Source organism: Embleya hyalina (assembly GCF_003967355.1).
Lineage (GTDB): Bacteria > Actinomycetota > Actinomycetes > Streptomycetales > Streptomycetaceae > Embleya > Embleya hyalina.
Genome location: NZ_BIFH01000018.1, coordinates 1 through 12,659, shown reverse-complemented (window position 1 = coordinate 12,659; position 12,659 = coordinate 1). Strand labels below are relative to the sequence as shown.

The 12,659-nt window shown below is 72.3% G+C and carries 12 protein-coding genes; 7 read left to right on the top strand and 5 right to left on the bottom strand.

Annotation, left to right across the window (positions count from 1 at the left end; genetic code table 11):
• Positions 1 to 260 precede the first annotated feature (260 nt).
• Positions 261 to 437: a hypothetical protein gene (locus tag EMA17_RS51755; RefSeq protein ID WP_160161419.1), complete on the bottom strand. Its 177-nt coding sequence runs from the start codon at positions 435 to 437 to the stop codon at positions 261 to 263.
• On the opposite strand from EMA17_RS51755, the gene EMA17_RS15655 reads away from it, so the two are divergent.
• Positions 422 to 1,354 (top strand): DMT family transporter, encoded by a 933-nt coding sequence (locus EMA17_RS15655; RefSeq protein WP_126637632.1) that lies wholly within the window; start codon positions 422 to 424, stop codon positions 1,352 to 1,354. The genes EMA17_RS51755 and EMA17_RS15655 overlap by 16 nt on opposite strands.
• Before the next feature lie 77 nt (positions 1,355 to 1,431).
• Here the strand turns inward: EMA17_RS15655 and EMA17_RS15650 are convergent, their stop codons facing one another.
• Both EMA17_RS15650 and EMA17_RS15645 read right to left on the bottom strand, forming a co-directional pair.
• Complete coding sequence (locus EMA17_RS15650; protein WP_126637631.1) at positions 1,432 to 3,495, bottom strand: hypothetical protein; 2,064 nt, start codon at positions 3,493 to 3,495, stop codon at positions 1,432 to 1,434.
• 289 nt (positions 3,496 to 3,784) lie between these two features.
• Positions 3,785 to 4,606, bottom strand: a complete 822-nt coding sequence (locus EMA17_RS15645; RefSeq protein ID WP_443093114.1) for a lipase family protein — start codon at positions 4,604 to 4,606, stop codon at positions 3,785 to 3,787.
• A 283-nt stretch (positions 4,607 to 4,889) separates the two neighbouring features.
• Between EMA17_RS15645 and EMA17_RS15640 the strand changes: the two genes are divergently transcribed.
• From EMA17_RS15640 to EMA17_RS15625, 4 genes are all read left to right on the top strand, one after another.
• On the top strand, positions 4,890 to 5,408 hold the full coding sequence (locus tag EMA17_RS15640; RefSeq protein ID WP_126637629.1) for a MarR family winged helix-turn-helix transcriptional regulator: 519 nt from the start codon (positions 4,890 to 4,892) through the stop codon (positions 5,406 to 5,408).
• 233 nt (positions 5,409 to 5,641) lie between these two features.
• The gene (locus EMA17_RS15635; RefSeq protein WP_126637628.1) at positions 5,642 to 6,121 is read left to right on the top strand and encodes a hypothetical protein; all 480 of its coding nucleotides are present in this window, start codon (positions 5,642 to 5,644) and stop codon (positions 6,119 to 6,121) included.
• A complete protein-coding gene (locus EMA17_RS15630; RefSeq protein ID WP_126637627.1) occupies positions 6,118 to 6,984 on the top strand; it encodes an NmrA family NAD(P)-binding protein in 867 nt (288 codons plus the stop codon). The genes EMA17_RS15635 and EMA17_RS15630 overlap by 4 nt, the downstream gene beginning before the upstream one ends.
• A 150-nt stretch (positions 6,985 to 7,134) precedes the next feature.
• Positions 7,135 to 7,506 carry a VOC family protein gene (locus EMA17_RS15625; RefSeq protein WP_126637626.1) on the top strand — a complete coding sequence of 124 codons (372 nt, stop codon included), beginning with the start codon at positions 7,135 to 7,137 and terminating at the stop codon, positions 7,504 to 7,506.
• Between the two features lie 360 nt (positions 7,507 to 7,866).
• On the opposite strand, the gene EMA17_RS15620 is transcribed toward EMA17_RS15625, so the two are convergent.
• On the bottom strand, positions 7,867 to 8,832 hold the full coding sequence (locus EMA17_RS15620) for an RNA polymerase sigma-70 factor (protein ID WP_126637625.1): 966 nt from the start codon (positions 8,830 to 8,832) through the stop codon (positions 7,867 to 7,869).
• A gap of 213 nt (positions 8,833 to 9,045) precedes the next feature.
• Here EMA17_RS15620 and EMA17_RS15615 point away from each other — a divergent pair, with 213 nt between their 5' ends.
• Positions 9,046 to 10,281 carry an epoxide hydrolase family protein gene (locus EMA17_RS15615; protein ID WP_126637624.1) on the top strand — a complete coding sequence of 412 codons (1,236 nt, stop codon included), beginning with the start codon at positions 9,046 to 9,048 and terminating at the stop codon, positions 10,279 to 10,281.
• A 39-nt stretch (positions 10,282 to 10,320) separates the two neighbouring features.
• Here the strand turns inward: EMA17_RS15615 and EMA17_RS15610 are convergent, their stop codons facing one another.
• Entirely contained in the window at positions 10,321 to 11,103 is a 783-nt protein-coding gene (locus EMA17_RS15610) for a response regulator (protein ID WP_126637623.1), read from the bottom strand.
• 537 nt (positions 11,104 to 11,640) lie between these two features.
• Here EMA17_RS15610 and EMA17_RS15605 point away from each other — a divergent pair.
• On the top strand, positions 11,641 to 12,549 hold the full coding sequence (locus EMA17_RS15605; protein ID WP_126637622.1) for a universal stress protein: 909 nt from the start codon (positions 11,641 to 11,643) through the stop codon (positions 12,547 to 12,549).
• Positions 12,550 to 12,659: the final 110 nt, after the last annotated feature.

The window sequence follows — 12,659 nt, the reverse complement described above, 5'->3', positions numbered from 1 at the left end:
AGGCGCCGCAGAGCACTTCGCGCCGCACCGAGCCTCACCCAGCCCTGCGCGAACCCCGCCACCCGCACACCGCCTCGCATCCGGCCCAGGCCCGCACGGCCCTTGCCGTAGCACCGTTCTCCGCACGCCACTTCACGTATCACCGCGCCTCGCACGGCACTTCGCGAACGACGGCACCACCCGCACGGCACTTCGCGTCCCGTCGAACGCCGTCGCGGGGCCGCACGATACGGTGATCCTCGTGCATCGCCATCGCGTCATCACCCCGCCGCCCCGCCACTGAGCGGGGCGTCTTCCGGGTCCGGCAGGCCGTTGCCGCCGAGGCCCCATTCGGTGCTGCCCGTTGTGCAGTGATCCGCGTTGAACCGCCGACACCCCGCTCCGACGTTGTCCTCGTCCACGTCGAAGTCGGAGCTTCCCCATGTCCGCACGTCCATCGTCGTTCCTTTCGGCATCCTCCTCGCCCGCCGCCCGCAACCCGCGCGGCGGCACCGGCCTGCTGATCCTCGCCGGCCTGCTCTGGGGTACCGGCGGCCTCGCCGGCTCCCTCCTCGCCTCCCGCGCGGGGCTGGGCCCACTGGCCGTCGCCGCGTACCGCCTGCTGCTCGGCGGCATCCTGATCACCGCCTACGCCGCGGCCGGCGGCCGTCTCGGGGCCCTTCCGCGCGGACGGGCCGCACTGTCCCGGATCGTGACCGCCGGTCTGTTGCTCGCGGTCTTCCAGGCCGCGTACTTCGGTGCGGTGGCGACCACTTCCGTCGGTCTGGCCACGCTGACCACGATGGTCGGCGTCACCGTCATGGTGACCGTGGGATCCGCGCTGCTCGACCGGCGCCGGCCCTCGCGCCGTGCCGTCGGCACCCTCGTCGCCGCCGCGAGCGGCCTGGTCCTCCTGCTCGGCTCACCCACCGCGGGAGGCCATCGGGTCGCGGGCGCCGCACTGGCCCTGCTCGCCGCGGCGGGCTTCGCCGTCCTGTCGTTGGACCGCCGCGAGCAACCCGCCGGGCTGGACCGGATCGCCTCCACCGGCCTGGGCTTCCTCGCCGGGGCGGCCCTGCTCCTGCCCGCCGGCCTGGTATCCGGGATGACCTTCCAGGTCCGCCCCGACACCCTCGGCGTCCTGCTCTTCCTCGGCCTGTTCCCGACCGCCGCCGCCTACACCGGCTACTTCGCCGGACTCCACCGGGCCGGCCCGGGCGCCGGTACGATCGCCGTGCTCCTGGAACCGCTCACCGCCACCGTCCTCGCCGTGCTGCTGCACGGCGAACACCTCGACGGCCGCCGGATCCTCGGCGGCGTCCTCGTCCTGGTCGCCATCTCCATCCGACAGACGGCCTCCCGCGGCACCTCCTGAACGCCCGCCGGTCGCCCGGGAGTCGCCACAGTCGCGGCTCCCGGGCGACCGGCCCGCCACGCGCGTGCGTCACCCCGTCACGACGTCATCGCCACCGCCGTGGTCAGGAGTTCCGCCGGTGTCCCGGTGAAGTCGCGAAGCAGGTTGGCGGCCACCGTCCAGGCGTCGTCGTCGTCGCGCAGATGCCCACGGATCAGGTCGCGGGCGTACGCGTGGCAGACGGCCAGGGCGGGTGCGGCCGGGCGGGCTCCGGTCAGGATCTCGCCGGGGGTGAGCAGCCCGTCGTACAGCAGGTCGCCGAGTTCCCAGATGGGCAGGTCGCGTACCGGGGGGTCGGCGATCAGGGCGCGCGCGACCGCGGGCGATCGAATCGACCCGTGGGAGAAGAAGCCCGGTTGACGGCGGATCAGCGTCGGGATCAGCGCCTCGGGGCAGTCCGGGTGGTACGCGGCGACGACGACCGCCGGATCACGGGTGGGCGCGGGCACCGGGCCCTCGGCCAGCCGGGCCCACAGCGCCGCCGGCACCCGAGAAGGCAGTGCGCGCAGCGCTTCCGGGGCCGGCCACGTCGCCAGGTCCGCCACCGAGGCACGGCCCTCGATCCGGTAGTGGGTTCGGCCGCGGTGGGGATCGAAGTACCAGATGCCCTCGTCGGCGTCCGCGAGCGACTTGCGCACGTGCGAAGGGAGTTCGTCGTCGACCGCCGCCAGGGCTTGGAGCGCGTCGCCGCGTGCGGTGATCCGCCGGGCGAGCCGGTACGGGAACTCCCCGAGCCCGCGGCGGGTGAGCGCGAGCGCGACCGGTGGGGCCAGGGTGTGCCGGCCGGCGCCGAACGCGAGCAGGTCGGCCGGTTCGAGTCCGGCGACCACCTCGGCCACCAGGTCCGGATCGACCCGGGACAGCAGCAGCGACAGCGGGCTGGGGGCGCCCCGGAGCAGCTCGGACGGCCCGACCGGCGGCCGGGGCCGCGCGGCCGGGTCGGCGCCGGCCACCGAAGCCCTCCCGGTCCCGTCGTCCCCGTGCGCTCCACCCGACTCCCGGACGTGGCGCAGCAGTTCGTGCACCGTGCCCGGATACGACGGCCCCACCCGGGCCAGCCGCAGCCACCCCTCAACGTCGTCCGGCAGCAGCGCCCGCAGCCCCGTCACGAGCGGGCCGAACGCGGCGGCCTGCGCCGAGCGGGGACAGAAATCGTCGACCGAGCGCAGCACGTCCCACGCGGGCCGGCCCGCGTGCAGGAAGCGCTCGGGCGTCAACACCTGTTCCAGCAGGGCGCGTTCGAGCGGGCGATTGGCGTGGTCGAGGAGGGCGTCGAACTCGACGACCGCTTCCGGCGGGCAACCCTCGGTGCCGGCGAGCGCCGCCGCCACGATCGGGGCGAACGGGGTCCGCCGGTGTGCCCGCAGCAGCGCGTCCCAGTCCGGCGGCGTGGCCGCGAGCGAGAGCACGTGCCGCGCCTCGGCGCGGCGCAGGCCGGCGGACCGCAACATCCCGATCAGTTCGTCGGTGTCCGCGTCGGCACACGCCCCGACCTCCAGCAACATCAGCCCCTCGGGCGCGTCCAGCGCCGCGCGCACGAGCGGGGCGACCACCCGGGTGCGGTAGCGCTCCACGGACAGTGCGGCGAGCACCGCTTCCGGTCCCTCGGCCCGCCACAGCCCGACGAGCGCCCGGAGCCGGGCCCGCTCGACGACGGCCCGGTTCGGCTGCCGGCCCAGTACGGCCAGCGCGTGCCGAATCAACCGGGCCTCGCGCGCGTACACCAGGGCCAGGATGTACGGCCGGGCCCGCGTCGTCGACAACATCTCGCGCAATTCGGGGTGCGGCGGGCGGTCGCGGCCCAGGATCCGACGCCGGATGCGGGTATCGGCGCGCGGATTGAGGAAGACGTGCCGATCGACCTCGGGGTCGTCGAGCGCGACCAGGGCATCCAGAACGGATCGCCGCTGCCGATCGTATCGGGCGAGCGCGAGATGATCGGTCCGGTCGCCGTGTGCCAGCGCGTATTCGAGCACGCCGGGCACATCCGCCAACTCGGCCAGCACCCGGCCGCGTTCGGCCGGGTCGCAACGCGCGACCAGCCTGGTCACCACGGCCGGATCGGCATGCCGCCACAGTGTCGAGACGGCCCTGCTGAGCACGATCCTTCGCCCCCTTCGGTCCCCACCGACGTCGGGCGCGAACCCCCGCCCCGCCGACCAGTCTGTCAGCGGGCCCGTCCGACGCCCACACCCGATCCCGCCGCCCGAGCCCCCGAGCGCCCGGCAACATGCCCTGGGATCGCTCGACCGATCGCCGCCCCCGGGTGAGCGTCCCACCGGCCGCCGAGACCGTCGTGCCGTCGCCGACGGGCGCCCTCGGCGGCCGAATCCATGCCGGACACCCCGGCCGAGTGGGCGGGCCGCGGTGCCCGGGCGCGGGATGCGCCGCCTACGCCGTGCTGTTCGCCGGCGTCAGGTTCTTCTCGATCGCCGCGATGTAGCGGGCGACGGAGTGGTCCTTGACACCGTCGGTCGCCGATCCGAACGGGTCCCCGACCGTCGACGTGGCCCGACCGGCGAGGCCGCCGAGACCGGCGGCCCTCTCCTTCAGGCGCCCGTCGGCGTCGAACCACAGGAGGCGGTCGACGTGCGTGAACGCCGGCTCCGGCGGCAGCTCCGGAACGATGTCGTGATGATTGACGAACCGGTGATGCCGATCCTTGAACGCGGTCCGGTGCGCCGCGGCCAGCAGTCGCTCGCAGGTGCGCGGCTGGCCGAACGTGTACACGCCGTCCGGGAGGCGACGCGGGTCCTCGAAGTACAGCCGCGCCCCGGCAAGCATCGCGAGCGCGCCGCCGAGGCTGTGCCCGGTGAACCACACCGTGCGACCGTCGTCGTCCGACTCCGCGAGCGTGTCGCGCAGTTGCGGATACACCGAGGACAACGCCCGGTCGAATCCGTAGTGCACGAAGCCCTTCCCGCCCGGCCCCGGCGAGGGCGGGGTGGTGCCGTCGGTGAGCCAGTCCCGGATCTGCGCCGGCTCGGTACCCCGGAACGCCACCAGGATCATCCGGTCGGACACGGCGACGTACGCCTGCGTGTCCTCGATCGGAAACGGCATCGCGTGCGTCGACTTCAGGTGCCGCACGTCGTCGAACCCCCAATCCCGGGCCTGCTGTTCGACGACATCCGGTTCCTTGTACGCGAGCGCGGCGGCCTGCGCCATCCAATAGGCCTGCTCGAGGCTGTAACCGGACGCGGAATGATCCAACGGCGCAACCACCACGGCATACTCCCGATCGAAACGACGGTGAACGAAGGTCGCCCCCCGCATGCCCCGCCACCACGACCGCGACATCGTCCCCGCCGGGATTCACCCGTGCGGGCCGGCACCCCGACGACCAACGGGAGCAACCCATTGACCCACTCGGGCCGGCCGTCGGCGCGCGGCGCCCGGTCGTCGTCACCCTTGAAACGTTCACCACCCGGGTCCGTGCCCGCACGACGGGAGGGCGTGTTGACGGAATGAGTAGTTAGGAGCCATACTACTTTCCATGCACCACGACCCACTGCCCGAGGAAACCCCCACGCTCGATCAGGCGGCCCGCCAGATCCGGCGCTACGGGCTCGACGCCGACCCGCAGGCCGTGCTGGTCGCCGTGCGATTGTTGGCGGCCGGGGCGCGACTCGGACAGGCGGTCGAGGCGCACTTCGCCGGATTCGGCCTGTCGGCCGGTCGTTATCGACTGCTGGCGGCCCTGGAGGACGCCGACGGGGAGATGACCCCCTCCGGCCTCGCCGATGTACTCGGGGTCACCCGGGCGACGGTGACCGGACTGCTCGGCGGCCTGGAGCGGGAGGGGCTGGTGCTGCGCCGACCGTCCGCCGAGGACGGCCGCTCCGCCGTGGTCGTACTGACCGCGCGGGGGGCGCAGAGGATGCGCGAGTTGGCCCCGACACACTTCGGCCGACTCCAGGAGATGGTGAGCGCGCTCGACCCCGAGGAGCGCACCGTCTTCCTGGATCTGCTCGGCCGTGTGGTGCGGGGGATTCCGGCGCTGACGGCGGAGTAGCACCCGGGTTCACCCGGCGCTTCTCGCGTCCGCCGCTTCGTCTCGCTTGTCACTCGCCACCCATCCCTCGTCACCTCCCACTCGTCACTCGTCACTCGTCACTCGTCATGCAGGTATGCCGTCCCGAGGTTGTCGTCACGCCGTGCGTGCGATGACCGGGGATGGTCTTTTCTTCGCCCATATAGTTAGGGAGCTAATTATATGGCGACCCCGAAACGGAGCTCGATATCCCCATGAGGCAAGGACGTTCCACCGGACGTGGCGCCGGCCCACCCCCCTTCACGCTGTGGCGGGAGGTACTGGTCGCCTACCTCGCCCCCGCCCTGATGGCCGGGGCGGGCGGCGTGGCCACCGGACAGCGGGAGCTGACCATCGCCGCCTGCACGTCGATCGCCGGGACCTCGGCGATCGTGGCCGCACTCGTCGGCTCCTGGCTGCAACGACGCGGGCCGCGCCGCGGTTGGCTGACCTCGACCCCCCGGGTGATCCCGACCCTCGTCCTGGCGCTCGCGATCACCGCCCTCGCGGCCTGCGTCGGCTGGTTCGTCGGGGGCCAGGTACCGGAGCGGATCATTCCCCACCACGGGAACTGGCCGAACCGGCTGCGCCTGGACCTGCCGCTGTCGGCGGCCCTGGCCACCACCATCATCACCTGGCGCTGGCGCGGCGCCCGACGGCACCATTCACCCACGGCACAAGGAGCACGGACATGATCGTCGTCATGGGCGCGACCGGGACCACCGGAAGCGCACTTCTGCACCGCCTGGTCACCCTCGGCGTCCCGAGCCGCGCGCTGAGCCGAGACCCGGACGCGCTGCGCGACCGCCTGGACGGGCCGGCCCGCGCGCTCGTGGAGGTACGGGGGGCCGACGCGGCGGACCCGGATTCGCTGCACAAGGCGTTCGACGGCGCGAGCCAACTGTTCCTCGCCATGGCCAACAGCCCGGCGCAGGTGGCCCACGAGACGTGCGCGATCTCCGTCGCGGCCGCCGCCGGCATCCGACACATCGTCAAACTCTCCGCCCCGGAGGCCACTTCGGACTCGCCGGTCGCCGTCTCGCGCGGCCACCACACGATCGAGCAGGCGCTGCGCGACACGGGTCTGCCGCACACCGTGCTCCGACCGTACGCGTTCATGCAGAAACTGCTGACCCTCGCACCGTCGATCGCCGCCGAAGGCGTGTTCCTGAGCAGCATGGGCAACGCCCCCTGCAACTACGTCGACTGCCGCGACATCGGCGACGTGGCCGCCGAGATCCTGACCCGCCCGGACCTCGCCGGCCACACGTACACCCTCACCGGCGACCGCACCTACACCAACCCCGAGTTGGCCGACCTGTTCGGGCGCACCCTGGGCCGCCCCATCCGATACATCGACCTGCCGGCCGAGGCCATGCACACCACCCTGACCACCACCGCCGGCCTCCCCGCCTGGCTCGCCGACCACATCGTCGAGATCCAGCAACTGGCCATCACCCACCCGGAGTCCCCGACCGGAACGGTCGAAACCCTGCTGAACCGCCGGCCGCGCACACTGGAGTCCTTCCTCGCGGAGAACGCCCACCACTTCCAATAGCCACAGGTGCACGCACGACGGGGCCGAGGCCGAGGCGGCGGCCTCGGCCGAGGCCGCCGCCCGCATGCCTCACCTCGCCCTTCCTTCGGAACGACGACGATTAGGGTGGACGTCACGAAAGTCCGGTGAGGTGATGGGCCCGGAGGTGCCATGTCCCTGCAGATGAAGTTGGTCGCGATAACGCTCGATTGCCCCGACCCGCCGGCATTGGCGGCCTTCTACCAGGAGGCCACGGGCCTCGAACCGCACCCGAAGTCGGATGCCGACTTCGCGGGTCTCGACCGCGAGGACGGGCTCTTCATCGGTTTTCAGCGGGTCGACGACTATCGGGCTCCGCACTGGCCCGGGCAGACGGTTCCCCAGCAGTTGCACCTGTGCTTCGATGTCGTGGACCTGGACGAGGCCGAGGCCCGACTGTTGGAACTGGGCGCCGGCAAGCCGGACCACCAGCCCCATGACGCCGCCAAGGCGCGGGTTCTCACCGACCCGGCCGGCCATCCCTTCTGCATCTGCCGAGCGTAACCGGAAGTTCGGGTCGCGTCGGGTCGGCGGACACGGCGCCCGCGCGGAGGTATCGCCACGTCGGGCCCGCCGACCCGACGACCCTCGTCCGTCCGGACGACGCGGGGCGGTCGATCGGCTCGGCCGCGCACGTCGACGCGTGGATCTCGGCACGCGGACCGCAGGAGGCGTCCGGTGGTCCTCCGTCGTTGCCCCTCCTGTCGGCAACGCGACGTCGTGCGCGATCGGCACGACGTCCGCGCGGTCTGCGACGAGGCGCTTCCGCACGAGTGGAACGTCGACGCGGCCCGACTTCTTCGACCACACGAAGACTTCCGCACGAGACCGGCTCCCGGCCCACACGGGGCGTAGCCGATCCGGTCAGTTCGTCGGCAGCAATCCCACATCCGACACCGGGCCGAGATGGGCGAGCTTGTCCGGGTTCGCCACCGAGTGGATCGCCCGGATCACGCCGTCGGCGATGTCCAGTTCGACCACGCTGAGCACGCGGTCCTCGGCGTCGTGGAACACCACGCCCGGTCGGCCGTTGACCAGGACCGGGTGCAGGGACACGCCGAGCTTCCGGACCCGGCGCAGGCCACCGACGAGCAGTTGCGCGACCCGCCGCGGATCGGTCATCGGCCGCCCGAGGGCCCGCGCCTTGCCGCCCCCGTCGCCGTGGAAGACGACGTCGGGCGCGAGCATGTCGAGCAGCGCGTCCAGGTCGCCGCCTCCGGCCGCGTCGAAGAATCGGCGCGCGAGTTCCGCGCCCTCCGCCCGCCGCTCCGGAGGTCGTGCGCTCTCGCGCGCCTCTCCCGCGGCGGCGATGCGCTGCTTGGCGCGCGTGAAGATCTGCCGGCAGTTCACCTCGGACTTGCCGGTGATCCGCGCGACGTCCGGATAGCCGTGTCCGAACACCTCGCGCAGCATGAACACCGCCCGCTCCACCGGCGAAAGGGATTCCAACAGCACCAGGAACGCCATCGACAACGAGTCGGCCAGCTCGGCGTGCTCGGCCGGCCCCGGCGCCTCGGCCGAGGTGACGACCGGTTCGGGCAGCCAGTCCCCCACGTACGTCTCCCGCCGTACCCGCGCCGAGCGCAGGTGGTTGATGCCCAGGCGCGTCACCGCCGTCGTCAGGTACGCCTTCGGCTCGACGATCGTCGTACCCGCCCGACAGGCGCGTGTCAGGCCCAGGAACGCGTCCTGGACGATGTCCTCGGCGTCACCCACGGAGCCGGTCATCCCGTAGGCGATGGAGAACAGCAGCGGCCGATATCCGATCGCGCCCGTCTCGTCCACCGCTTCACCCACGGAACCCCTCCCGCCCGGCCCGTCGCCGCTCATGTCCATGCCTTCCCCTCGAGGACGCCTCCGTACGACGTCCGCAGGGTAGTCGCCCCCGATGGTCGGCACCGAAGCCCGCCGTGTTTTCGTCACGCCCTCCCGGACAAGACACCCGGCCAGGCTGTGACACGGTGTGAGCGACCTCACGCTCGGCCGCATGTGGAAACATTCCATCGTCGGAGCCCGCTTCCCCGCCCGGTAAGGAACCACGCCATGACGACCTCGCGCGCCTTCCCCCTGGAGCCCACCCCGATCCATGTGGCCGACGACGTCCTCGACGACCTGCGCACCCGTCTCGCCCTGACCCGTGCACCGCTGGACGAGGGCAACGAGGACTGGTCCTACGGCGTCCCCGACTGCTATCTGCGCGAGTTGGTCGCCTACTGGCGGGACGGCTACGACTGGCGCAAGGCCGAGGCCGCCATCAACGCCCACGAGCACTACCGGGTGAACGTCGCCGGTGTCCCGGTGCACTTCATGCGCAAACCCGGCCGCGGCCCCCGCCCGATCCCGTTGATCCTCACCCACGGCTGGCCGTGGACGTTCTGGCACTGGTCGAAGGTGATCGACCCGCTCGCCGACCCGGCCGCGTTCGGCGGCGACCCCGCCGACGCGTTCGACGTCATCGTGCCGTCCCTGCCCGGCTTCGGTTTCCCCGGCCCGCTCACCGGCTTTCCCGACGTCAACTTCTGGAAGGTCGCCGACCTCTGGCACACCCTGATGACCGAGACCCTGGGGTACGAGAAGTACGCCGCGGGAGGCTGCGACATCGGCGGACTCGTCTCCGGCCAACTCGGCCACAAGTACGCCGACCGGCTCTACGGCATCCACATCGGATCAGGGTTGCCGCTCGACTTCTTCAACGGCCCCCGCGCCTGGGACTTCGCCCGGAACCGACCCCTCACCGACGATCAGCCCGCCGAAGTCCGCGCCCGCATCGTCGAGATGGACCACCGCTGGGCGACCCACCTCGCCGTGCACATGCTCGACGGCGCCACGCTGGCCCACGGGCTGAGCGACTCGCCCGCCGGACTGCTCGCCTGGCTGCTGAAGCGCTGGAACGCCTGGAGCGACAACGGCGACGACGTCGAGTCGGTCTTCACCAAGGACGATCTGCTCACCCACGCCACGATCTACTGGGTGAACAACTCCATCGCCACGTCGATGCGCTACTACGCCAACGCCAACCGCCACCCGTGGACCCCGGCCCACGACCGCACCCCGGTCGTGCGGGCCCCGGTCGGCATCACCCTCGTCACATACGAGAACCCGCCCGGCATCCACACCGCCGACGAGCGTGTCCGGGCGTTCGAAACCGGTCCGCAGGCCGCGTGGTTCAACCATGTCAACGTCAACGCCCACGACCACGGCGGCCACTTCATCCCCTGGGAGAACCCCGACGCCTGGGTGCACGACCTGCGCCGCACCTTCCGCGGCCGCAGGCCCTGAAGCGGCGGGACCTGCCCGATCGCGGCCCCGACGGTACCGTCACCCGCGCCCGGCGGTTCGGGACGCCTCCGGTGACGGTGCCGCCGGGTGGGACAGGGTTCCCGCGAAGACCGCCGCCTGGACGCGGCGTTCGAAGCCGAGTTTGTGGAGCATCGTGGAGACGTAGTTCTTGACGGTCTTCTCCGCGAGATGCATGCGCTCGGCGATCTGGCGGTTCGTCAGGCCCTCGGCGACCAGGTCGAAGGTGCGCCGTTCCTGGTCGGAGAGGGTGGCGACGAGCGAGTCCTCGCGGTTTCCGGTACGCACACGTTCCAGGACCTTCGCGGTGCTCGCCGGATCCAGCAATGAACGACCGGCGGCGATCTCCCGAACGGCGCGCACCAGATCGTTGCCCCGGATCTGCTTGAGGACGTAGCCCGCGGCGCCGGCCATGATCGCGGAGAACAGCGCGTCCTCGTCGTCGTACGAGGTCAGGATCAACGCGTTGATCTCCGGGAACGACGAACGCACCGCGCGACACACGTCGATCCCGCTGCCGTCCGGCAACCGCCCGTCCAGGATGGCGACATGCGGGCGCAGCGCCGGTATCCGGCGGGTCGCCTCCGCCGCCGACGCCGACTCGCCGACCACCTCGATGTCGCTCTCGGCGCCGAGCAGATCGGCCAGGCCGCGGCGGACGATCTCGTGGTCGTCCAGAAGGAACACCCGGATCGTGGCGCCCGGTTGCCCGGTCACCCGCTCCGGCGCGGAAGTTCGCGTGGCACCCGTGTCGCGGGGCGGACGCACTCCGGCGACGACTTCGGTGGTGGACCCGGCATCCATGGTGTGTGCTCCCCGACGGTGACGGACACGCGCCACCCGGTCGGGTCGGCGTCATGCCCATTCTGCGCGGGGCCAACCGCGCCCGACAGGGCCGGAGGTCCCGAACCCACCAGGGCCGAGAGACCTTCGCCCGCGATCGCGAACCGTGCGGCGCACGCCCGGCGCGGGCGGTTGTCCGGGCCGAACGGCCCTATGGACCGGGTAACGCGGCCCTGCCGGGCCGCCGGGATCGACGCCATGCTCGACGGGTCCGGCCGAGGACGCCGATCCCGATGCCGTCGGCGACTTTTCACCTGCGGGCAAGGGGGTACGCATGGGTGCACCGGAAGCACCGAGACATCGTGTTCCGGTGGCCACTCGTGGCAAGAACTCCCCAACGCACGAAGGAACTTCGGCCGTCCGACCGCCGACGACCCGGTCCGGGCGTCCGCGTCGGCCGGCGCAACGGGCGGCGGAGTCACCCGTCCCGCGCCCCCGCCGCGCATCACCTCGCACCTCGATCCGACGGTCCCACCCCACCCGACCCGGGAGCTGTCCATGAACCACAACCCCTCGTCCGTCCCCACCCCCGAGCACAACGGCGCGCCCCTGCGCGGCCACGTGGTCGTCGGCGTCGACGGTTCCGCGCTCGCGGACCTCGCCGTCGAACAGGCCGCCGACGAGGCGGCCTTCCGCGGCGTGCCCCTGGAGGTGCTGCACGTCGTCGACCGGGCGCCGGACCGCGAGGAGGACCAGCAGGTGGCCGCACTGCGGGAGGAAGCGGAATCCCTGGTCCGAACGACCGCCGAGCGGGCCCGGCTGCGCCATCCGGACCTGGCGATCGTCACCACGGTCACCGTCGCCCGCATCGTGCCGACCCTGGAGCAGGCCACCGACCGGGCGGCGCTCGTCGTCCTCGGCGGTCGCGGACTGGGCGGCTTCGCGGGCCTGCTGCTGGGTTCGGTGTCGTTGTCCGTCGCCGCCGCCGCGCGCTGCCCGATCCTGGTGGTGCGCGCGCCGCACGCGAACGCCCCCCTGGACGCACCCGGCACGGTCGTCGTGGGTGTGTCCGGCCTCGACTGCGCCCCCGCCGTCGAGGCCGCGTTCGCCGCGGCCCAGGCGCGCGGCGTCGCACTGCGCGCGGTACACGCGTGGGCGCCCCCGGTCTCGCCCGCCGCGCCCTACGCGCCCTCGTTGTGGGTCGGCGACGACGGCCGCAAGAACGCCGAGGCCACCCTCGCCACGGCCCTCGAACCCTTCGTGAACCGCTATCGCCAGGTACCGCTCACCGAGCAGATCGTCTGCGACATTCCCACCCACGCGCTGCTCGCCGCCGGCGACGAGGCCGAGTTGGTCGTTCTGGCCGCCCATCGCCGCCACGGCCGCTTCGGGCCCAACCTCGGCCGTGTCACCCACACGCTGCTGCACCATTCCAAGGCACCGGTACTGCTGGTCCCGATCGCCTGACCGGATCCCGTCGCGCGCCGGGCCGAGAGGGCGCGGCGGCCACCCCCTCGACCCGGTTTGACACGATGGTCCCGAGAAAACGTTTCGACGGATCATCGATCGTGGGGAGA